Source organism: Streptomyces sp. NPDC093598 (assembly GCF_044764825.1).
In the GTDB taxonomy this organism is placed as follows: domain Bacteria; phylum Actinomycetota; class Actinomycetes; order Streptomycetales; family Streptomycetaceae; genus Streptomyces.
In genome coordinates this window covers 195,731-218,483 of the sequence record NZ_JBIWIV010000010.1, presented here as the reverse complement: position 1 = coordinate 218,483, position 22,753 = coordinate 195,731, and the positions used below count along the sequence as shown (strand labels likewise).

Sequence of the window (22,753 nt, the reverse complement as noted above, 5' to 3'; positions counted from 1 at the left end):
TGGGGGGAACTACCACGTCCTCAGGGTGAGGACGTGGTCTTCTCCGGCGACCAGGTGGAGGGATTCTGTGCCGGAGGAAGTCCGCAGTTCGACGCGGTGGGTGCGGCCGGGTCTGATGACGGCGGTGGCGCCGTCCCGCGTCCAGGCGAGGTCGAGCTCGGCCCCGAACCGGGTGCGCACCCCGCGCAGCGCGCCGCTGGGGTACGCGGGAGGCAGCGCGGGCAGCAGGACCAGCCGGTCGGGGGTCGACTGGACGAGCATCTCGATCAGCACGGCGGGCAGGGTGTGCGCGGCGTCGGCGTTGTAGACGTCGCGCTTCGGGTAGTGGGCGCTCATCAGGGAGGCGTGGAAGAAGTCGCCGTCCAGGACCTGGCCGAGGGCGTGGGCGACCCGGTCGCCGTCCCGGAGCCGGGCCGCGACGAGGGCGTGGTGGAGATGGCCGTGCGCGGAGTCGTTCTCGGCGCCGCGCAGTTCGAGGGCGCGCTGGGCGGCGGCTGCGAGTTCGGGGGTGTCGTAGGGGGTGATCTCGTCGAGCGGCCAGACGCCGTAGAGGTGGCTGAGGTGGCGGTGGTCGTAGGAGTCGTCGAGGCCGGGCCAGGCCCATTCGGCCAGGGCTCCGTCCTCGTTGATCCGGTGCGGCGGCAGCCGGTCGGCGAGGGCGTTCCAGCGTTCGGCGCCGGGGCCCGGGTGGTAGGCGGCGGCCGTGCGCAGGGCGTGGCGCGCCGCGGAGAGGTCCATGGCGGCGTTGATCGTGCCCCAGCTCGCGTTGGCCGGCCGGTTCTCGGGTGAGTAGGAGGGGACGACGACGAGGTGGCCGTGCTCGTCCGTCCTCGTGAGGAAGTCCTCGTAGAACAGGGCGACTTCGGCGAGTGCGGCGGCGGTGCGCGGGTCACGGATGCCGTGCGTCTCGTCGTGGTCGACGAGCGGCTTGAGCAGCCAGTCGGCGCCGGCGGTCCACAGGTGCAGCGGGTACTCGCGGTTGTAGTGGTAGGAGTGGCCGGACTCGCCGTCGGTGTGGGCGGGGGCGACGACGCCCCGGGCGCCGAAGATCGCACGGGCGTTGTCGCGCCAGTCGGGGCGCTGGCGGTGGATCAGGTTCGCGTGGGCCTCGGTGACCTCGGGGAGGGCGGCGGCTGCGGCCGAGGCGGTCTGGAGGTTGAGGTTGGCGTCGTTGGTGAACGCGCCCGACCACGCGGTGTTCCAGTCGCCGGTCCACAGTCCGGTCAGGCGGGGCGGGAAGAGGCCGCTCGCGCTGAGCAGGTGGTAGCGCCCGGCGGCGAAGAGACGCTCCAGCAGGGCGGCGCTGCGCGGCTGCTCGAGCAGCTCCGAGCCCGGCAGGGCCCGTTCGGCGGGGTCGGCGGCCAGGTCGAGGGTGACGCGCTCGTAGGCGGTGCGGTGCAGGGCGGTGTGGCGGTCGAGGAGGTCGTCGTACTCGCCGGGCAGGCCGCGCAGGGCACGGCCCTCGGCGACCACGTCGAGTTCGCCGGGGTGCCGGTGCACCCGGGTGAGGAGCAGCACGGACCGGGCGCCCTCGATGTGCACGCCCGGCGGCACCAGGGTGGTCGTGCCGCCGGTGACGGTGACCTGGGTGACCCCGGTGCAGGCCAGGTCGCTGTCCGGGTAGCGGGCGCGCAGGCTGAGCAGGGCGCCCTCGGGGGTGAGGACGGCTCCGTGACCGATGCCCAGTCCGGCGGGGGCGCCGGGCAGCCGGGGGTCCAGGTCGATGTCGAGGGTGAGTCCGGGTCCGCTGACGTGCTGGACGATCACGTCGTCGGCGCGGGAGACGAAGACGCGGCCGGCCCACCCGGCACAGGTCGTGCTCACCACTCCCGTGGTGAAGTCGACGTCCCGGCGGTAGTCGTGGCAGTCGCCCGGCGGCCGGCGCAGCCGAACCTGGAAGGCGGGGTGGAAGGGCTGCACCCACTGGTGCGGGCGGCCGTCCGTGAAGTCCTCGGCGGCTCTCGTGTCGCCCGCCAGGAGGCGGTCCCGGAGCCCGGGCAGGTCACCGGCGAGCCGCGGGGGGCGGCTGTCCCGGCCGCCCGGCCGCACCAGGGTGTGATGCGTGACGACGACCCGCTCGGCGTGCGGATCACCGAACACCAGGGCGCCGTGCCGCCCGTTGCCGCTGAGGAAGGCGTCCTCCCAGCGGGCGGCCGGGTGCGGCTCCCAGGTGCCGTGGAGGGGGGCGGAGGCGGTCATGGCCGGAGCACCGCCGCCTCGTAGCGGCCGAGGGTGACCCGGTCGGTGACGTCCTCCCCGGTCAGCAGGTCGCGGTGGGTGCCGGGCACCTCGACGGTCACCGGCTCGCGGCCGTGGTTGAGCACGAACAGCAGCTCGCCCCGGCGGACGGCCTCGACCTGCTCGGGCAGGCCGTCCAGTACCGGACGGGCACCCGCGCCCTCGGCGATCGAGGCCAGCAGGTCGCGCAGCGGCTCAGGCTCCGGAAGGGTGGAGACGTACCAGGCCCGGCCCTTGCGCAGGACGGCGGGCATTCCGTCGAGCTCGCCGCCCTTGTAGGGGACGGTCTCCTCGGCGGTGCCGTCGCCCTCCAGTTCCTCGGACCACAGCGTGCCGCTGAAACCCTCGCAGGCGACGGTCTCCCCCGCGTCCAGCGGCCACCACTCGTGCAGCGTGCGGATGCCGAACAGCTCGCGCAGCCGGGCGTCCATGCCGCCCGGGCGCACACGGTCGTCCTCGTCGGCGACGCCGGTCTGGAAACCGCAGACGAGGGTGCCGCCCTGCCGTACGTAGGCGAGGAGGTTGTCGATCGCGGCGTCGGAGAGCGCGTACAGCTGGGGCACGACGACCACCGAGTACGGCGTGAGGTCGTGCTCGGGATGGGCGAAGTCGGTGGTGAGGTGCGCCTGCCACAGGGCCCGGTGCCAGGCGCGCAGGACCTCCGGGTACTCCACCCGGCTGGACAGGCGGCCGTCCTGGGCGCCGGCCCACCAGGCGTGCCAGTCGTGCAGGACGGCGACGTTCGCGGTGATGTGCCGGCCGGTCACCTGCGGAGCGATCCGCTCCAGGTCGGCACCGAGCCGCTTGACCTCCTGGTACGTGCGGCCCTCCGCCCCGGCGTGGCTGACCATGCCGGAGTGGAACTTCTCCGCGCCCTGCCGCGACTGCCGCCACTGGAAGTAGCAGACGGCGTCGGCTCCCCGGGCGACGGCCTGGAGGGACCACAGCCGGTTGAGGCCGCGCGGCTTGGGGTGGTTCACGCCGCGCCAGTTGACCGGCCCGGCCGCCTGCTCCATCAGCATCCAGGGCCCGCGCGCCTGGGAGCGGGTCATGTCCTGGACCAAGGCGCCGCTCTGGGCGCCGAGCGGGTCGCGCGGGTCGGGGTAGAGGTCGACGGAGACGACGTCCTCCTCCTCGGCCCAGCGCCAGGCGTCCTGCCCGAACCACAGCGGCATGAAGTTGCTCGTGACCGGCAGGTGCGGGGTGTGGCGGCGGACGATGTCCCGCTCGGCGACGAAACACTCCAGGAGCATGTCGGAGGTGAAACGCCGGAAGTCCAGGACCTGGGCCGGGTTCTTCATGTAGTGGGGCTGCCGGGGAGGCAGGATGCCGTCCCAGGTGTCGTAGCCCTGGCTCCAGAAGGCGGTGCCCCAGGCCTCGTTGAGGGCGTCGAGCGTGCGGTACTTCTCACGCAGCCAGCGGCGGAAGGCGGCCGCGGCCTCGTCGCCGTAGTCGAAGGTGCAGTACTCGTTGTTGATGTGCCACATGGTGAGGGCCGGGTGGCCGCCGTAGCGGGCGGCCAGGTCCTCGGTGATGGCGGCGGCGTAGCGCCGGTAGGTGGCGCTGGAGTGCGAGAAGTGCTGCCGGCCGCCCCACCACTCGGTGCGGCCGTCCTCGGTGACGGGCAGCGTGTCGGGGTGCAGCCGGCCCATCCAGGGCGGGGGCGCTGAGGTCGGGGTGGCGAGGACGACGCCGATGCCGTTCTCGTGCATCAGGTCCATCAGCGTGTCGAGCCAGCCGAACTCGCGTGCCCCGGGCTCCGGTTCGAGCGTTGACCAGGAGAAGACGCCGAGGGTGACCGAGTTGACTCCGGCGGCCTTCATCAGCCGGACGTCCTCGTGCCAGGTCTCCTTCGGCCACTGCTCCGGGTTGTAGTCCCCGCCGAAGAGGAGACGGCCCCGGGTGGCGTCGCTCAGGGCAGGCCCTTTCCGCTCCGCCATCAGACGGGTTCCCCGTACTGCACGCCGCGTCCGTTGGTGGCGATGTACACACGGCCGTAGACACGCGGGTCGCCGGTGATGGCCGCGCCGATCCAGCCCCACTGGTGCCCGTCGTCGTTGATCCGCGTCCAGGTCTTCGCCTCGTCGTCGGAGCGGTACACGGCGGTGATGGTCTCGGTTGAGCCGACCAGGTAGATCGCCGGGTAGGAGGCGCCCCGGGCGGCCTTGCCGAAGCCGAGGGTGTACGAGGCCCGGCAGCCGGGGACCTTGGTGAAGGTCGCGCCGCCGTCGGTCGAGCGGTACAGCCCGTTCCCCTTCAGGCTCAGCCACAGGTCACCGGTGCGGCCCGGGGCAGCCGTCAACTGGAACTCGCTGTCGCCCGAGTTCAGGCCGGTGGCGCGCACCGTGAAGGTCTCGCCGCTGTCGGTGCTGGCGAACAGCGTGCCGGTCGTGGTGTCGAAGGCGTAGAAGCGGGCCGGGTCGACTGGGTCCGCGACCGGGGCGGCGCCCTTCGGGAAGGAGGCGACCTCGGACCACGTGGCGCCGTTGTCCGCCGAGCGGTAGCCCGGGTTGGCCGTGCCGAAGGACCACAGCAGCACACTGCCGTCGGCGTTGGTGGCGATCGGCCCCGGCGCGGACCTGGCCACGTCCGGCTGGGCCTCGAAGGGGGCCCAGGTCCTGCCGCCGTCGTTCGAGAAGGCGCCGTTGCCGTGGTCGCCCCAGCCGGCCCGGACCACGTACGACGGCTTGGCCGCGGCCAGCGACAGACCCGTCGCCGTGCCGAACACGGGGTTCGACGCCATGCCGCGCGAGGGCGATGCCGTGAGCCGCTCGTGGTACATCACACCGATGTCCCCGGACCCGCTGAGCAGGTGCGCCTCGCCGGTCGGGGGCGAGATCAGCTGGCGTATGGACGCCTCCTCCACACCGCGGATCTGCGGGGCCCAGCGCTTGAGGTCGCGGGTGCCGTAGAGGGTGGCGCCGGTGCCGAAGACGACATGCCGGGAGTCGAACGGGTCGAGGCCGACGGCCTGGATCCACCAGCCGAACTTGGGGGCGTCGCCGCCCCACTTGAGGTACGGCGTCTCGGAGACGTCGAGGACGGCCTTGTCCTTCAGGGACGTCCAGGTGCGGCCGCCGTCGGTGGTCCGGTACAGGGTGTCGATCAGCGACCAGCGGTTGTTGGTGGAGACGACGACGGTGCCGGGGTGGCGGGCGTCGACGGCGACGCCGCCGTAGCCGAAGGAGTCGGTCCCGCCGTCGGTCGTGGCCCCGCCGGGCTTGACGGGCGTGACCTCGGTCCACTTCCCGGTCGTCGTCCGCAGCTTGTGCACGCTGCCGTCGGACTGGCCGTTCGGGCCGGGGGCGTCGGCGTACGTCACGTACAGCTCGCGGGTGTGCCGGTCGTAAGCGGCCCGGACCGGGACCTTGGCGGCGGCGCCGGCGGGCTGCCCGGGAACGGCCTGCCAGGTCGTGCCGTCGGACGTCCGGTACAGGTTGGGCTTCCCGGCGGTGCCGTCGGAGTCGCCCCAGCCGGCGTAGACGCTGCGGCCGACGGCGACCAGGAGGGTGACGCCCTGGCCGGTGGCGCTCGGCGTGGCCGGGAAGCTGACGGCCTTCCATGTGGCGCCCCGGTCGGTGGACTTGAGCAGCCCGTCGTGCCGGGTGCCGAGCCACAGCGTGTCGCTGTCCCGCGGGTCGACGAGCAGCCGCTCACCGCAGCCGCGGCCGTCCTCGTTGGCTCCGAGCTTCACGGTGAGGTCGGTGCGCCGCCAGGTCGCGCCCCGGTCCTCCGACCGCAGCACGGCCCCGTTGCCGGCCCAGGACTGCGCGTAGGTGCCGAGGGCGAGGTACACCCGGTTCGGATGCGCCGGGTCGACGGCCATGGCCTCCACGCCGAGCAGGTTCCAGTCGTCCCAGCCGAGGTGGTCGGTGAGCGGGATCCACCGGTCGGTCCGGTCGTCCCACCGGTAGGCACCGCCGATGTCCGTACGGAGGTAGGCGAGTCCGCGCACGGAGGGGTGGAACAGCACTCCGGTGATGAATCCGGTGCCGCCCTGGACGGCGTTGCGCCAGCGGTATCCGCGCTTCGCGGGAGTGGCGGCGGCTTGCGCCCGCCCCTGGGTCATCGGAAGGGAGACGGCCGCGGCGGCGACAGCGGTCCCGGCGAGAACGGAACGTCTGGAGAGGCTGGACGCATGCATGACACATACCTCGTCGTTCTGAAAAGGAGGGGGGGAGCGCCCCGGAAGGGGCGCGGGGAACGGCGCGAACAGTGACGAGCCGGCCGCAGTCGCGGAACAACGGGAGCACCCCACCGAGTGGGCGTCGCTCAGCCCTTGACGGCCCCGGTGAGCATGCCCTTCTTGAAGTGCTTCTGGACGAAGGGCGACAGCACGGCGACGGGAAGCAGAGCCATGACCATCACCGCCATCTGGATGGAGAGGGCCGAGATCTGGCCGGTGTTGATCTGCGCGGCGAGCCCGACCGGACGCTCCTGCTTCTGCACGAGCTGGATCATGACGTTCTGCAGCGGCATCATGTCCTGGTCGGTGAGGTAGATGGAGGCGTTGAACCAGGCGCTCCAGTAGCCCACCGCGTAGAACAGGGAGATCACCGCGATCACGGCACGCGAGAGTGGCATGACGATCTGCCACAGGATCCGGAAGTCCCCGGCCCCGTCGATCCGTGCACTGTCGGTGAGTTCCTGCGAGATGTTCATGAAGAACGCCCGCAGGACCAGGATGTTGAAGACGCTGACCGCGCTGGGCAGGATCAGCGCCAGATAGGTGTCGGTCAGCCCGAGCGCCTGCACCAGCAGGTAGGTCGGGATCAGCCCGGCGCCGAAGAACATCGTCGCGAGCAAGGTCATCAGGATCCAGCGGTGGCCGAGCGAGCCGGAGCGCGAGAGCCCGTAGGCGCACAGCACCGACACCGTCATGCTGAACAGCGTGCCCACGAGGGTGACGCCGAGGCTGACAAGCGCCGCGCGCTGGACCTGGCCACCGCTGAGCAGTTCCTGATAGGCGATGAAGGTGATGTCCTTGGGGATCACCACCAGCCCGCCGGCCGCGTCGATGGTCTTCTTCGAGGACAGGCTGGTGACGATCACGATCCACAGGGGGAACAGGATCGCGAAGCAGGCGAAGGCGAGGACGATGCCCTTGGCCGCGAGTCCGGCCTTGGCGGGCTCCTCCTCCCAGGACGGGCGGGGCGGGGCGGCCCAGGGACTGGGCTTCTTGGCCACCTCGGTCAGCGACGGCCGGTCGACGACTGTGCTCACTTCTTGTACACCCCCTGCTCGCCCATGAGGTGGGCGACCTTGTTCGCCACCAGGACGAGGGTCAGGCCGACGATGCCCTTGATCAGTCCGGCGGCGGCCGCGTAACTGAAGTCCTGGTTACGGATGCCGTTCCACCACACGTACGTGTCGAGCACGTCCGACGCCTCCGGCCCGACCGCGTCGCGTTGCAGCAGCAGCTGCTCGAAGCCGACGGTGAGGGCGTCGCCCACCCGCAGGACCAGCAGCAGGGCGATGACCGGCCGCAGCGCGGGGAGCGTGATGTGCCACATGCGGCGCCAGCGCCCGGCACCGTCCATCGCGGAGGCTTCGTACAGGTCGTTGCTGACGGAGGCGAGGGCCGCGAGGAAGACGATGACGCCCCAGCCCGCGTCCTTCCAGATGCCCTCGACCGTGACCAGGTACTTGAAGATCTCCGGGTCGGTCATGATGTCGAACCCGCCACGCCCGTGATCGCGCAGGGTCTGCGCGATGATGCCCGCGCCGCCGAAGATCTGCTGGAAGACCGTGACCACCAGGACCCACGAGAAGAAGTGGGGGAGGTACAGGACCGCCTGGGCGACGGCCCGGACCCGGGGCCTGATCACGCTGTTGATGAGCAGCGCGAGCAGGATCGGCACCGGGAAGAAGAGCACGAGCTGGAGGAAGAACAGCACGAAGGTGTTCTGCACCGCGTGCCAGAACTCGGAGTCGGAGAAGACCCGTTCGAACTGCTCCAGGCCGACCCATGGACTCTCGAACATGGCGACGAAGCCGTTTTCGCTGAGATACGGGTCGTAGTCCTGGAAGGCGACGACGTTGCCGAGGATCGGCACGTAGTTGAAGACGAGCACCAGCAGCACGGCCGGCACGGTCATCAGGACGAGCGTCCGGTCACGCCGGAAGCGGATCCGCAGGCTCAGCTTTCCCGCACGTCTCCCCTTGCGCTCTCCGGCCGGCCGGCCCCGCCCGGGGGACCCGTCCGCCTTCGTCGTACCGTCCGTCGTCTGCGCCTCGGCCCTGCTGCGAGGCACCGTGCTGTGCGACACGGCCTTCTCCTTGCCTCAGCGCCGGGTTACTTCGCGGAACCGTTGTCGTCGAGGAGCTTCTTGTACCAGGCCCGCAGGTCGTCGCCGCCCTGCTTCTTCCAGTCCGAGACCGCCTGCTGCACGTCGCTGATCTTCTTGCGCCCGCGCACGACGTCGTCCTCGAGCTGCTCGAAGTCGTCGGCCAGGTTGGTCCACCGGTTGGGCTCGGTGATGGTCATGCCGTGGAAGGAGGACTTCTTGGTGAAGGCGCCCATCCGCTGCTGCCACTCGACCTGCTGCCTGGCTATCTCGGGCAGGTCCGGGTGGGCGATGTAGGCGGCGGGGTCGCCGGTGTAGTCGAAGGCGCCGTTGACCTCGTTGACGCCCCTGGTCGTCTTCGTCGGCACCCCGTCCTTCACCGTGTAGTCGGTGCCCTCGACGCCGTAGACGGTGAGCATGTACTCCTTGGTGCCGTAAGGCGACGCACAGTAGTTGGCGAGGGCGAGGAAGTCCTGGACGACCTGCTTGGACGCCTTCTTGTTGACGAAGGTGAAGATGTTCGCGGGCTGGACCGCCCACAAGGTCGGGTCACCGCCGTCGTGACCGAAGATGTCCATCACACCCATGCCGAAGTCCTTGTTCTGGGTGCGCTGTTCGGCCGTCTTGCCCCACAGGGCGGAGAGGTCGTCGTTGTAGACGAGGGACTGGCCGGCGGTGAACCGGTTGCCCGCCAGGCCCTGGTTGGCCGCCTTGGCATCGGGGTGGACCACGCCGGCCGCGTAGAGCTTGCGGGTCCACTCCAGGGCTTCGAGATACGCCTCGGTCTCGATCCGGTTGATCAGCTTGTCGCCCTCGAGGTTCCACCACAGCGCCTTGTCGGCCCCGCTCAGCACGCCGAACACACTGAACGCGGTCCACTTCATGTCGTCGCAGGCCCACACCTTCGCCTTGGCGTTGGTGGCCTCCTTCGCCCAGGCCAGGAACTCGTCCGCCGACGTGGGGAGCGTGTAGCCCTCCTTGTCGAAGACGTCCTTGCGGTAGAAGGGGGCGACGTTCACGACGGGCGAGGCGGGCATCGGGATCGCGCGCAGCTGGCCGCCGAAGATGGAGCGCTGCCAGGCGTCGGTGGGGACGGCCGCGAGGTTCGGGTAGTCCTTGACCTTGTCGCCGGAGAGGTACTCGCCGAGGTCCGCGAACTTGGCGTTGATGGCGCTCGGTATCTTGCCGTTCAGGTTCCAGCCCGGGACGACCACCACGTCCGGGATGTCGCTGGAGGCGAGGATGGCCCCCAGCTTCTCGTCGTAGGTGTTGCCGTCCTGGTTCTGCCAGCTGACCTCGACCCCGATGGCCTGGTTCATGGCCTTGTAGTACGGGTTGTTGTTCGACGGGGGCGTGCCCCAGAACGGGGCCATGATCTTGATCTTGCTGCCCTTGCCGAGCTTCTCCGGCACCGCGGTCTTCAGGGTGCTGAGGTCCAGCGGCCGGGTGAACCCCGCGGCCGAGCCGTTCTTCGAGGGGATGTCGGGGCTGACGACGTTCCGCGCCACGAAGGCCGGAAGGAGCTTCTTGGCGTCCTTCCCGGAGGTGGTTCCCTCCTTGCGCCCTTCTTGCGACCCCCCGCAGGCGGCAAGCAACGGCATCCCGCCCGCCACCGCGGCGGTGGCGACCGCCGTGGAGGCGAGGAAACTTCTCCGGCTCGGTCCGGAGGAAGCGGAGGCGGCGTTCGGCGTCATTGCGTCAACCCTTCATGGCGCACCAGGACACCCGGCGGAGGCCGTCGGCTGCGGTGTCTCGAGTGGAACTGGCTGAGCCGAAGCGATACTCCGACGCGTGACGCGGAATGCGCACCGCCGGGCGGCGGACCTCACAGTCGAAGCGCTTCGATGTTGCTGCGAGGTTAAGTGAACACCCAGGGGTGCACAAGGGGCGATTCCAAGATTCCTCCGAGGTGTTCACCAGCGCGTGCAGCTCTCGTGGGGCGTTGTAATGCCGCCCGAAGCTCGGAGATGTTGCACCGGGGTGTCTTGACACCCACCCCTGCGCCGATCGAGCATCGAAGCGCTTCGAAAGGGCCTCGCCGCTCCATCGCAAAGGGATTCCCACGTGACCGCACTCACGCCGCCCATGCCGCCGTTCCGCGATCCGCGTCTGCCGTTCGCGAAGCGGATCGACGACCTCCTGTCGCGGCTCACCATCGAGGAGAAGACCGCGTTCCTGCATCAGTTCGCGCCCCCCGTGGAGCGGCTCGGCGTCGCCGCGTTCCGCACCGGCCAGGAGGCCCTGCACGGTGTGGCGTGGATGGGCCCGGCCACCGTCTTCCCGCAGGCGGTCGGTCTCGGCGCCACCTGGAACCCGGAGCTGGTGCGGCGCGTCGGAGACGCGGTGTCCAAGGAGATCCGCGCGATGCGCGCCAAGGACGACCGGGTCGGCCTCAACGTCTGGGCCCCGACGGTCAACCTGCTGCGCCATCCCTTGTGGGGCCGCAACGAGGAGGGCTACTCGGAGGACCCGAAGCTCACCTCGGCGATCGCCACGGCCTACACGCACGGCCTGCGCGGCGACCACCCCGTCTACTGGCGCACCGCGCCCGTGCTGAAGCACTGGCTGGCCCACAACAACGAGACGGACCGCTCCACGACGTCGAGCTCGGTGCGACCGCGTGTGCTGCACGAGTACGACCTGCGGGCCTTCCGCGAGACGGTCGAGGCGGGCGCGGTGGCCGGGGTGATGCCGGCGTACAACCTGGTCAACGGCCGCCCCAACCACGTCTCCCCGTACCTGTCCGAGCACCTGCGGACCTGGACCGAAGAGGACCTGCTGGTCTGCTCGGACGCGGGGGCGCCGAGCAACCTGGTGGACTCCGAGCACTACTTCGACACCCACGAGGAGGCCACCGCCGCCTCCCTCGTCGCGGGCGTCGACAGCTTCACCGACCACGGCACGGACTCCTCGCAGATGACCGGGCGGCTGCGCGGCGCCCTGGAGCGCGGCCTGCTGACCGAGGCCGATGTCGACACCGCCGTCCGCCGCCAGCTCTCGGTCCGTTTCCGGCTCGGGGAGTTCGACCCGCAGTACGACCCGCACGACGCGACCGGCGAGTTCGACACCCCGGCGCACCGTGCCCTCGCCCAGGAGGCCGCCGAGCAGGCCGTGGTGCTGCTGAAGAACGACGGCGTGCTGCCGCTCGCCCCGGACACCCGCGTCGCGGTGGTCGGGCTGCTCGCCGACGAGTGCAAGCTCGACTGGTACAGCGGCACGCTCCTGCACCGCTCGACCCCGCTGGAGGGCCTGTACGAGCGGTTCGGCGCGGATCGGGTGGAGTTCGCGGAGGGCGTGGACCGGGTCCGGCTGAAGACCTCCGCCGGTGCGTTCCTGCGCGTGCCGGCGGCCGAGGGCGCCGCCGACGAGGTGCGCGGCGCCGAGGGCGCGCTCGACCCGGCGTTGCTCGCGGGCCGCACCGACCTGCCCGCCCTCACGGCCGACGCCGAGGGCACCGAACTGGCGCTCGCGGACTGGGGCGAGGGCGTCCTGACCCTGCGCGCCCCCGACGGCCGCTACCTCTCGGTCGCCGACGACGGCTACCTCCGCGCCTCCGCCGACCAGCCGGGCGGCTGGTTCGTGCAGGAGACGTTCCGCCTCGAACCACACGGGAACGGGCACCTCCTGAAGCACCTGGGGACGGGTCGCCATGTGTGTGTCTCCGCCGACGGCGTGAAGGTTGCCGAGAAAGATCCCGAGGTCTTCGAGCTGGTCGTCGCCGAGCGCGGCGAGGAGGCGGTGGCGCGTGCCGCGGCGGCGGCCGACGTGGTCGTGGTGGTCGCGGGCAACGACCCGCACATCAACGGCCGCGAGACCGAGGACCGTACGACCCTGCGTCTGCCGGAGCACCAGGAGCGGCTGCTGCGGTCGGCCCGCGCGGCGAACCCGGCCACCGTGCTCGCGCTGGTCTCCGCCTACCCCTACGCCGTCGACCCGTCCGATCTCCCGGCCGTGCTGTGGACCGCGCACGGCGGCCAGGCGGGCGGCACCGCCCTGGCCCGCGTCCTGGCCGGTGACGTCTCCCCCGCCGGCCGTCTCCCGCAGACCTGGTACGCCGACGACACCGACCTGCCCGACCTCCTCGACTACGACGTGATCGGCGCCCGTCAGACGTACCTGTACTTCGAGGGGACGCCCCTGTTCCCCTTCGGGCACGGCCTGTCGTACGCGTCGTTCGCGTACGGCGACCTGACGGCCCGGGTCGAGGATGCGACGGTGCGGGTCTCCTTCTCCGTCACGAACACCGGTGCCGTCACGGCCGACGAGGTGGCCCAGCTCTACACCCGGGCCGTCGACGCGTCCGTGCCGCGTCCGCGCCGCGAGCTGCTGGATCACCGCCGCGTCACCCTCGCCCCGGGGGCGACGGCCGAGCTGAGCCTCGAAGTCCCGCTGACCGCGTTCGCCTTCTGGGACGTGGCCCAGGACCGGTGGCGCGTGGAACCGGGCGGGTACGAGCTGCTGGCCGGGGCGTCCAGCGAGGACGTCCGGCTGCGGACGACCGTCACGCTCGACGGCGACCCGACCCTGCCGCGCGCGGTCGTCGCGGACGGTCTCGCCGCGGCCGGGTTCGACGAGCAGAGCGGCATCGAGATCGTCGACCGGACGAAGGTCTCGGGCGACGCGGTGACACCGTCGGGCACGGAGCCCGGCGAACTGGTCTTCCGCTCCTGCGACTTCGGACGGGGCGTCTCCGAGGTGACGGTGCAGGTGGCCGGCGAGGGCACGGTCGAGCTGTCCCTCGACGGCGGCCCGGTCCTCGCGGTGCTGTCGCCCGGCACACCGACCTCGGGCCCGTACGACTACGTCACCCTGGGCGCGTCCGCGGTCGCCGCGGGCGTCCACGACGTGCACCTCAGGCTGCGCGGCCCGCTGCGGCTCGCGCACGTCGGCTTCTCCGGTTGAGGGTCCGGAGCAGGCCGGCACAGAGAAGGGGCCCGGCACCGGAAGGCATCGGTGCCGGGCCCCTTCGCAGAGCCTATATGGAAATGGTTTCCATAAGCTAGAGCGTGAGCTAGAGAGTGATGCCGGTGAGGACCAGCACACGCTCGTACGTGTAGTCCTCCATGGCGAACCGCACGCCCTCGCGGCCCACGCCGGACTGCTTGACGCCGCCGTACGGCATCTGGTCGGCGCGGTAGGACGGCACGTCGCCGATGACGACGCCGCCGACCTCGAGGGCCCGGTGGGCCCGGAAGGCGGTCTGGAGGTCGTGGGTGAACACGCCCGCCTGGAGACCGTACTTGGAGTCGTTGACGGCGGCGAAGGCCTCGGCCTCGCCGTCCACCTTCTGCACGGTGAGGACCGGCCCGAAGACCTCCTCGCAAGAGATCGTGACGTCGGCCGGGACCTCGGCCAGGACGGTCGGCGCGTAGGAGGCGCCGTCGCGCTTGCCGCCGGTGAGCAGCTGCGCCCCTGCGTCCACGGCCTCCTGGACCCACGTCTCGACGCGCCGGGCGGCGTCCTCGCTGACCAGCGGGCCGACGTCGGTCCTGTCGTCGCTCGGGTCACCGGTGACCTGGGCCTCGACGGCGGCGACGACACGCGGCAGCAGCCGGTCGTACACCGAGGCGTCGGCGATGACCCGCTGCACGGAGATGCAGGACTGGCCGCCCTGGTAGTTGGAGAAGGTGGCGATGCGGTTCGCCGCCCATTCCAGGTCCTCGTCGCTCGCCCAGTCGGCGAGGACGACGGCCGCGCCGTTGCCGCCCAGCTCCAGGGTGCAGTGCTTGCGCGGCACCGAGTCCATGATCGCGTAGCCGACCTTCTCGGAACCGGTGAAGGAGATGACGGGCAGGCGCTCGTCCTGCACGAGGGCGGGCATCTTGTCGTTGGCGACCGGCAGGATGCTCCAGGAGCCCGCGGGCAGCTCGGTCTCGGCCAGCAGGTCGCCGATGATCAGGCCGGACAGCGGGGTCGCCGGGGCCGGCTTCAGGATGATCGGGGCGCCGGCGGCGATGGCCGGGGCGATCTTGTGGGCGCAGAGGTTCAGCGGGAAGTTGAAGGGCGCGATGCCGAGCACGACGCCCTTGGGGAAACGGCGGGTGAGGGCGAGCCGGCCCTGGCCGCCGAGGTCGGTGTCGAGGCGCTGGGCGTCGCCGCCGTTGAACCGCCGGGCCTCCTCGGCCGCGAACCGGAACACGGACACCGCCCGCCCGACCTCGCCGCGCGCCCACTTCAGGGGCTTGCCGTTCTCGGCGGAGATCAGCTGCGCGATCTCCTCGGTGCGCTCGGCGAGGCGCTTGCTGACGTGGTCGAGGGCGGCGGCCCGGACATGGGCGGGGGTGGCGGCGAACTCGTCCAGAACGGCGTACGCGGCGGCCACGGCCTCCTCGACCTGCGCGTCCGTCGGCACGCTCACCGTGCCGACGAGCCGCCCGTCCCACGAGGACGTGACGTCGAAGGTGTCCTCGCCGGTGGCCTGGCGGCCGGCGAGCCAGAAGGCGTGGGTGGAGGTCATGTGGGTTCCGGCCCTTCGGCGTCGGGGGTGATCCTGTGCTGCTGCGGGATCAACGGTAGGCGCGAGGCGGCCGAAGGGCGTTTGTCCGAGCCGTAGCAGTGGGGGACGTGGACACTCCGGTTTGGCTATTCGGTGGTGGCGGCCTTCAGGGCCAGCCACAGCTCCATCCGGACGTCCGGGTCGTCCAGGGAGCGGCCGAGGATCTCCTCGACCCGGCGCATGCGGTAGCGCAGGGTGTGCCGGTGGACGCCGAGGTCGGCCGCCGCCGCGTCCCACTGGCCGTGCTTCGACAGCCAGGCGCGCAGCGAGGCCACGAGGTCGCCGCGGCCCGTGGCGTCGTGCTCGTACAGCGGCCGCAGCATGCCGTCGGCGAAGGCCCGTACCGCGTCGTCCGCCAGCAGCGGCAGCACGGATCCGGCCGCCATCTGCTCGTGCTCCACGAGGACGCGCCCGCGCCGCCGCGCCACCGACAGCGCCTGCTCGGCCTGCTTGTACGCGGAGGACGCGGCGATGGGCCCGGCCGGTGCCGACAGGCCCACGACCAGTTCGTCCTCCTCGCCGCCGGGCACCTTCTCGCGTATGCCGGTCCGGGTCGTCTCCAGGGCGGCCGCGTACTCCCCGCAGGCCGCCGCGGCCGCACCACCGTCCGCGGCCAGCACCACCAGTCGCTCCCCCTCCGGCACCACCAGCACGGCCTCACCGGCGCGGGCCGCAGCGGACTCCACGACGTCGGCGAGCGCCGCCAGGGGGTCCACGCCGGTGTCGGCCGCGGCGAGCGCGGCGGCCGAGGGCCGCTCGACGGGCGGCGCGCCCTTGCGCGCCTCGGCACGGGCCAGCGCGGCCGACGCCGACACCGGCACCCGCTCCGCGACCATCATCCGGAACGGCGCGTCCAGCAGTTCGCCGTACAGGTCCCCGGCGACCGCGCGCGCGTGGTCGGGCTCCCCGGCCAGCAGCATGCGCAGCACCGCCGCACCGACCCGCTGCTCGGCCGCCTGGAGGGACCGGGAGCGTTCCGTGGTCAGCGTCAGCAGCGCGATGGCCGAGTGGACGGCGTAGCGCTCGGCGGTGCCCGGGGCGGCGGCGGTGCCCACGGCGAGGGCCGCCCGGGGGCGCCGGCCGGTGCCGATGGTGTGCAGCTCGACCCGGTCCTCGTTCTCCGGCCCGCCCACCACGGAGGAGGCGGGCGCGGGGCGGTCGCGCAGCTTCTGCACGTCACCGGTGAGCCGCGCGGCGCGCCGCCCCGCCCACTCCGGCGCCGTGGCGACGACCGCGCCCGAGGCGTCGTACAGCGCCGCCCATCCGTCGACCTGCGAGGCCAGCGCGGCCAGCAGCCCCTCCGGCCCGCCGGCCTGGGCCTGCCGGGTCAGCTCGCGCTGGGCGGCGAACCCGGCGGTGACGGCCCGGTACTGGTCGGCGGCGATCGCGGCGGACACGGCCTTGCTGATGGCGAGGAACGGCGTGCGCCGCGGCACCTCCAGCAGCGGCAGACCCTCCTCCTCGGCCGCGTCGACGAGCGCCTCGGGGATCTCCTCGTAGTGGACGCCGACGGCGAAGCCGAGCCCGACCACACCGGCCCCGGCCAGCCGCCGGACGTAGCGGCGCATGGCATCCCGGTCCTCGGCGTCCAGTTTGAGTGCGGTGATCAGCAGCAGTTCCCCGCCCTCCATGTAGGGCACGGGGTCGGCGAGCTCGCTGCCGTGCGCCCAGCGGACCGGCACGTCGAGGCGGTCTTCGCCCGCCCGCACGGTCAGTTTCAGCGCGGAGTGGTGGACGAGCGAGGCGAGCGTCAGGGGCATGAGGCCTTCTGCGTCAGGGCGGTGTGATCGGTGTGGTGTTTTGGCCGCCGCGTATGAACGACCTGTGACGATTCTGCCTCACCGTACGATCCCCGCGTACCCGCACGGGCCCTGCGGGGTCAGCCCCGCAGATCGACCAGCAGCGGTGGCGCGTGCTCGCCCTTGACGTCGGTCAGCGACAGCACCGCGTGCCCCGCCGGAACGCCGTGCGCCAGCTCGGAGGCGGACCAGCGCTCCCGCTCGACCTGCCGTACGGTCACAGCCCGTGCGGTCGGGGCCTTGCCGGTGATCACCCGGCGCAGCATGTGCACGGCCTTGCCCGCCGGGGTCTCCGCGATGATCTGCCGGTCGGTGACGTCCCGGGCCTCGGTCCACTCCTTGCCCCACACCTCGGCGAAGTCCTGCCCGTCCCAGGGCGTGAGCCCCGACAGGGCCATCCGGCATCCGGTGGCGCCGAGCAGCGGTCCGCGCAGCGGCCGGGCCACGTCGTCCAGCGTCCGCAGGGTGAGCACGACCCCGGCGTTGCCGGACCGCAGCCGCTGGATGCCGCGCACGGCCTCGGGCGTCACCACCCCGGTCGCGTCGTCCAGCAGCAGGCAGGCGAACAGCGACCGGTCCTCCCGTACGGCGACACTGGCCGTGAACTGCGCGAGCACCAGCCGCGCCAGCATCCGGGAGGCGTCGGCGTGCCCGCGCTGGGGCAGGTCGATGCGCACCCGCACCGGGTGGTCGAGGGCCTTGAGCGTGAAGGGCCGGGACTGCCCGGAGGTGTCGAAGAACCCGGCGAAGGCGGGCCGGTCGAGCAGCGCGACGCGATCGCCCAGCACCCCGCCGACGTCCCCGGGCTGCCCCATCTGCCGCTCCCGGGCGTCCAGTTCCCGCAGCAGCGAGTCCTGTCCGGCCTCCTGAAGCCCCTGCCGCAGCGCGGCGAACGGCCCCGGCGCGCCGTCGAGCAGCTGCCGCAGCTCCGGTACGGAGGGGAAACGCCCGTGGACGGCCCGGAACGGCCCGAGCAGCTGGGCGAGGACGGTGGTCGAGCGCCGGCTGTCGCTGCCGGGATGCGGATCGGCGAGATCCCCGACGAGCGCCTCGGCGAGCACGGCCGCGGCCTCGTCCGGGTCGGTGGTGCCGCCGTACAGGTCGAGGTCGTACTCGGACTCCTGGTTCCCGATCCGCACGACGACGTCGTACGCGTCGGCGGGCCCGAGTCCCGCCCCGGCCGCCCCGACGACGACCACGGCGGCCCGCCCGGCGAGGGCGTGCAGACACAGCGACTCGGCGAGGGGCCGCACGACGGTCCCGGTCTTGCCGGAGCCGGCGGGTCCGACGGCCACCAGCGAGGTGCCGAGCAGGTCGGGCCCGAGGGCCAGTCCGGTGCCGCGGTAGGTGTACGGGTTGCGGGCGTCGTCCACGGTGGTCCCGAGCCGCACCTGCCCGGTGACCAGGTCGTGCCGGGCGAGCCGGGCGGGCAGGTCGCGCTCCCCGGAGGGATGGAGGCACGCGGCGGCGCCGTCCTTGAGCACGGCGCCGCTGAAGGTGGCGAGGCTGTGCCGTCCGGTGCGCACGCCCTGCCAGGCACGGAGGATCCGGGCATGGTCGACGTCCCGCATCAGCCCGGAGCGGGCCTCGGCGGCGAGCCGCTCGGCGGCGTCGACGGCCCCGGCGGCGCGCAGCTCGTTCCACTGGGCCGGGTCGTCCTCGGGAGTCGCACGAGTCTCCGGGGCCTCCGGCCGGCGGAAGCGGGGGGTGACGAAGCGACGCCACACCTCGCCCCAGCGGCCGAGCCGGGCCGCCCCCACCATGATCGCCAAGGCGACGAGCAGTTCGTACCCCTGGTAGACGATGAACGTCCCGGTCTCGCCGAGGTCGCTGTCGCCGCCCCGCCAGGCGTCGGGAACGATCAGGTCGAACGGCACCCACCACCAGGTGCCGAGGTAGCCGTTCTGGAGCAGCGACCAGATCAGCCAGCCCACGAGGAAGGCGATCAGTGCCCCGCTCAGCAGCTGCCGGGTGGGGACCTCCTCGGGTTCCTCCGCGGGCCGCGGCCGGTGCCCGAACCGCCACACGCCCGGCGCGGCGTCGGGCCGTGGCGTGCGCAGCCAGGCGAGGAAGGCCGACCCGTCCGGCAGCGGCGGTGTCGCCGGCGCCCGGGGCGGCCGGGGAGGCATCGCGGGCACCTCCGGCGGTCCCGCCGGGCGCGGCACGGGACTCGCATGCGTACCCCGCGCGTCCTGCGTCCCGTCGCTGTCCATCGCCCTTGCCCCCTGACCAGCCGCTCCGTCCACCATCAGCGAGCCAATCTAACGCCCTCCCCTGGGGAGTTCACCGCTTACGCGGCCGGGTCGTGGGCACCGGCCCACGAGACTGCCATGTCCACCCCGGACAAGCCGTCCCACCGACAACGCCCACATGGAGCATGCCCACCCCCCTTCCCCCGCCCTAGCCTGCGAGAAAAGAACCCGAGCGTCCGTAACAGACCATCCGCACCACCCAGGAGCCCCGCATGACCGCACTTCCGCAGGAGCGCCGCGTCGTCACCGCCATTCCCGGTCCGAAGTCGCAGGAGTTGCAGGCCCGCCGCACCGCCGCGGTCGCGCAGGGCGTGGGGTCCGTGCTGCCCGTGTTCACGGCGCGGGCGGGCGGCGGGATCATCGAGGACGTCGACGGCAACCGTCTGATCGACTTCGGGTCGGGCATCGCCGTGACGTCCGTGGGCGCCTCCGCCGAGGCCGTCGTACGGCGGGCGTCGGCGCAGCTGGCCGACTTCACCCACACCTGTTTCATGGTCACGCCGTACGAGGGGTACGTCGAGGTCGCCGAGGCGCTCGCCGAGCTGACCCCCGGTGACCACGCCAAGAAGAGCGCCCTGTTCAACTCCGGCGCCGAGGCCGTCGAGAACGCCGTGAAGATCGCGCGGGCGTACACCAAGCGACAGGCCGTCGTGGTGTTCGACCACGGCTACCACGGGCGCACCAACCTGACGATGGCGCTGACCGCGAAGAACATGCCGTACAAGCACGGCTTCGGCCCGTTCGCCCCCGAGGTGTACCGGGTGCCGGTGGCGTACGGCTACCGCTGGCCGACCGGGCCTGAGAACGCCGGCCCCGAGGCCGCCGCGCAGGCCATCGACCAGATCAGCAAGCAGGTAGGCGCGGAGAACGTCGCCGCGATCATCATCGAGCCGGTGCTCGGCGAGGGCGGCTTCATCGAGCCGGCCAAGGGCTTCCTGCCGGCGATCAGCACGTTCGCGCAGGACAACGGCATCGTCTTCGTCGCCGACGAGATCCAGTCCGGCTTCTGCCGTACGGGCCAGTGGTTCGCGTGCGAGGACGAGGGCATCGTCCCGGACCTCATCACGACGGCGAAGGGCATCGCCGGTGGTCTGCCGCTCGCGGCCGTCACCGGGCGCGCCGAGATCATGGACGCCGCGCACGCCGGCGGCCTGGGAGGCACCTACGGCGGCAACCCGGTCGCCTGCGCGGGTGCGCTCGGCTCCATCGAGACGATGAAGGAGCTCGACCTCAACGCCAAGGCCAAGAACATCGAGGCGATCATGAAAGCCCGCCTCACCGCCATGGCCGACAAGTTCGACGCCATCGGGGACATCCGTGGCCGCGGCGCGATGATCGCCATCGAGCTGGTCAAGGACCGCGCCACCAAGGAGCCGAACCCGGAGGCGACCGCCGCGCTCGCCAAGGCCTGCCACGCCGAGGGCCTGCTGGTCCTGACCTGTGGCACCTACGGCAACGTGCTCCGCTTCCTGCCCCCGCTGGTGATCGGCGAGAGCCTGCTGAACGAGGGCCTCGACATCATCGAGCAGGCGTTCTCCCGCATCTGAACCTTCGGCGCGCGCATCTGAGCCGCCGTCCGGGCAGGTGAGCCGCCTCGGTTCCGCTACCGGGGCGGCGAGCGGAAGAGCGTGTGAAGAAGGTGTGCGAGGTGGATGACAGGGGGCCCTACGGCCTGTCCTGCGCCCTGCCCCTGTCGTAGGTTCTACCCAGATGAGAGATACACCCCGCCCACAGGGGACTGTGGGTGACATCAGGCCGGGGCCTCCCCAGCTTCGACCTGGTCGTGCCCTCGCGCACACAAACGGAGCCTGAGGCTCTGGATCTCCTCACCGATCGGACAGTCGCCCGCCCCAAACCCCCCGGGGCGCGCGACGTTCCGGTCCGGACGGCCGCCCCGGAACCACCCCCCCTGTTCCGGGGCGGCCGACCTCCATTTCTGCCCCCCTTGTGCGGCATCGCGCCTCTTGGTCAGGCCTTCTCGGCCGGCGCGGGCTCAGGGCGATGGATCCCCCGTGGGCGGTAGCCCAGGATGTCGGAGAGGCCCAGGACGTCCGCGAGCAGCCAGATGATCGCGAGCCACATCTCCGTGCCCTGGAGGCCGGGTTCACGTCCCGGGCCGGTGCCGTCGGGCGTCGGGCCGAAGCCGAAGCCCTGGCCGGGGTGCCAGCGGCGCAGGGCGGCGGTGAGCTGGTTCGCTGCCCAGGAACGGGCCTCTTCAAAGCGGTAGGTGGTCTGCCGGGCGCAGAGCCACAGGGGGTGGATCACGTCCAGGACGTTGCATGCGTTCTCGCGGCCGGGTGCGAAGTGGCGGGGGTCGCGCGCGTGGTCCAGCACCGTGTCGATCACCCGCTCCGCGTGCGGTACGGGCAGGCCGAACTGGGCGAAGGAACCGCGGGTGAGCCGGTAGTAGCCGTTGACCATCTGCAGGCGTCCGGCCTCCCGGGTGGGTGAGCCCCACATCCCGGTCCACGGGTCGGCGTGGGTGTGCAGCCAGCCGAACAGCGCCTCCAGCGCGCCCGGCGCGGCCGCCTCGCCACCGGCGCGCAGGTTCCAGTGCGCGGCGGTGGCCCAGGAGTCGATCCATGCCCCGGCGTGCCAGGCACGGTCGGCCCAGGGCAGTTCGGCCAGGTGCCGGACCAGCCGGTCGGCCGTCGTGGTCCGCACCGCGTGGACCGGGTGGGCGAAGGAACCGCCGAGCAGGTCCAGCGCGTAGCCGACGCACAGCACGTGATAGGCCGCGGCCCCGTCGTCCTCCGGCAGTCCGGCCGGGCCGGGGAGCGGCGGGGCCGCGCCGTACTCGGGGACCAGGCCGGTGGCGGGGTCCTGCAACGCCCTGAGCCGCTCGACGTGTTCGGCGGCCGGCAGGTGCGACGGTACGTGTCCCAGGAGCAGGTCGGCGATCTCGACGGCGTCGCAGTGCGCCCGCACGGTCGGCTCGGTGCCGGGCCGGTCGGCATAGCGGCCGGTGTCCGGACGCCAGGAGCGGTCCAGCAGGCCGGCCGCCTCAGCCCGGGCGGTCCCGGCGACGTCCGCCAGTCGCTCCGCGAGGGCCTCGGCGCCGGCGGGGCGCTTGACTCCCCGCGGCTCTCGCCGGTCCCGGATCCGGCGCGCCGGGTTGCCCGCCGCCACCGTCCACGCGGGCAGGTCCTTCGTCACGACGGCCCCCGCGCCGATGACGCAGTGGTCGCCGATGGTGACACCGTCCACGACGATCACCTGCGAGCCGATCCACACGTCGTCACCCACCGTGATCCCCCGGCTGGTGACCGGCTGCTGATGGACCGGCAGGCCGGGCGCGGAGCCGTGGTCGAAGCCGAGCAGCGAGCTGTGGGCGCCGATGCGCACCCCGTCCCCGAGGGTGACGGTGCCCCGCACCACCGTGAAGAGGTTGAGCATGCAGTCGGCGCCCGTGCGTATGTCGCCGGTGACGTAGGCGTGGGCCGCGATGTACGAGCGGTCGCCCAGGTGCAGGACGTCCGGGTGCACGGCCGCCGTCTCGGCCACGAAACAGCCCTCGCCCAGGCGCACCTCCCCGGGCCCCGCGAGCAGCCGCTCCCGCCGCTGTTCCTGTGCCGCGCGCTGCCCGTCGGAGGCCTGCTCCGCGAAGAGCCAGGGGCAGTGGTCGAAGAGGCCGGCGTCGTTCGACGGCTGGTTCACGTGATCCTCCGCGAGGGCGGCGAG

12 protein-coding genes and 1 pseudogene are annotated in these 22,753 nt (G+C 72.2%); 3 read left to right on the top strand and 10 right to left on the bottom strand.

The window, feature by feature from the left end:
• Window positions 1–9 precede the first annotated feature (9 nt).
• The 6 genes from ACIRDU_RS27035 to ACIRDU_RS27010 form a co-directional block, all read right to left on the bottom strand.
• The gene (locus ACIRDU_RS27035; RefSeq protein ID WP_403583736.1) at window positions 10–2,199 is read right to left on the bottom strand and encodes a glycosyl hydrolase family 95 catalytic domain-containing protein; all 2,190 of its coding nucleotides are present in this window, start codon (window positions 2,197–2,199) and stop codon (window positions 10–12) included.
• Window positions 2,196–4,178: a beta-galactosidase gene (locus tag ACIRDU_RS27030; protein WP_403583734.1), complete on the bottom strand. Its 1,983-nt coding sequence runs from the start codon at window positions 4,176–4,178 to the stop codon at window positions 2,196–2,198. The genes ACIRDU_RS27035 and ACIRDU_RS27030 overlap by 4 nt, the downstream gene beginning before the upstream one ends.
• Complete coding sequence (locus ACIRDU_RS27025; RefSeq protein WP_403583732.1) at window positions 4,178–6,382, bottom strand: WD40/YVTN/BNR-like repeat-containing protein; 2,205 nt, start codon at window positions 6,380–6,382, stop codon at window positions 4,178–4,180. Before ACIRDU_RS27025 ends, ACIRDU_RS27030 begins: the two co-directional genes overlap by 1 nt.
• Window positions 6,383–6,510: 128 nt before the next feature.
• Window positions 6,511–7,461, bottom strand: coding sequence for a carbohydrate ABC transporter permease (locus tag ACIRDU_RS27020; RefSeq protein ID WP_386637159.1), 951 nt, complete (start codon window positions 7,459–7,461; stop codon window positions 6,511–6,513).
• Window positions 7,458–8,507 carry an ABC transporter permease gene (locus tag ACIRDU_RS27015; protein ID WP_403583729.1) on the bottom strand — a complete coding sequence of 350 codons (1,050 nt, stop codon included), beginning with the start codon at window positions 8,505–8,507 and terminating at the stop codon, window positions 7,458–7,460. The genes ACIRDU_RS27020 and ACIRDU_RS27015 overlap by 4 nt, the downstream gene beginning before the upstream one ends.
• 26 nt (window positions 8,508–8,533) lie before the next feature.
• On the bottom strand, window positions 8,534–10,219 hold the full coding sequence (locus tag ACIRDU_RS27010) for an extracellular solute-binding protein (RefSeq protein ID WP_403583727.1): 1,686 nt from the start codon (window positions 10,217–10,219) through the stop codon (window positions 8,534–8,536).
• A gap of 370 nt (window positions 10,220–10,589) precedes the next feature.
• On the opposite strand from ACIRDU_RS27010, the gene ACIRDU_RS27005 reads away from it, so the two are divergent.
• Window positions 10,590–13,427: a glycoside hydrolase family 3 C-terminal domain-containing protein gene (locus ACIRDU_RS27005; protein ID WP_403583725.1), complete on the top strand. Its 2,838-nt coding sequence runs from the start codon at window positions 10,590–10,592 to the stop codon at window positions 13,425–13,427.
• 109 nt (window positions 13,428–13,536) lie between these two features.
• Here the strand turns inward: ACIRDU_RS27005 and ACIRDU_RS27000 are convergent, their stop codons facing one another.
• The 3 genes from ACIRDU_RS27000 to ACIRDU_RS26990 all read right to left on the bottom strand — a co-directional run bounded on the left by ACIRDU_RS27000 (window position 13,537) and on the right by ACIRDU_RS26990 (window position 19,033).
• Window positions 13,537–14,982: an aldehyde dehydrogenase family protein gene (locus ACIRDU_RS27000; protein ID WP_403583723.1), complete on the bottom strand. Its 1,446-nt coding sequence runs from the start codon at window positions 14,980–14,982 to the stop codon at window positions 13,537–13,539.
• 125 nt (window positions 14,983–15,107) lie between these two features.
• Window positions 15,108–16,781, bottom strand: a complete 1,674-nt coding sequence (locus ACIRDU_RS26995) for a PucR family transcriptional regulator (protein WP_403583720.1) — start codon at window positions 16,779–16,781, stop codon at window positions 15,108–15,110.
• 119 nt (window positions 16,782–16,900) lie between these two features.
• Window positions 16,901–19,033 (bottom strand): ATP-binding protein, encoded by a 2,133-nt coding sequence (locus ACIRDU_RS26990; RefSeq protein WP_403583718.1) that lies wholly within the window; start codon window positions 19,031–19,033, stop codon window positions 16,901–16,903.
• Window positions 19,034–19,284: 251 nt separating this feature from the next.
• Between ACIRDU_RS26990 and gabT the strand changes: the two genes are divergently transcribed.
• Window positions 19,285–20,619, top strand: coding sequence for a 4-aminobutyrate--2-oxoglutarate transaminase (gene gabT / locus ACIRDU_RS26985; RefSeq protein WP_403583716.1), 1,335 nt, complete (start codon window positions 19,285–19,287; stop codon window positions 20,617–20,619).
• A 163-nt stretch (window positions 20,620–20,782) separates the two neighbouring features.
• Window positions 20,783–21,004, top strand: a pseudogene (locus ACIRDU_RS26980) (phosphoesterase); the annotation flags it as partial.
• A gap of 36 nt (window positions 21,005–21,040) precedes the next feature.
• Here ACIRDU_RS26980 and ACIRDU_RS26975 read toward each other — a convergent pair.
• Window positions 21,041–22,729, bottom strand: coding sequence for an acyltransferase (locus ACIRDU_RS26975; protein WP_403583714.1), 1,689 nt, complete (start codon window positions 22,727–22,729; stop codon window positions 21,041–21,043).
• Window positions 22,730–22,753 lie beyond the last annotated feature (24 nt).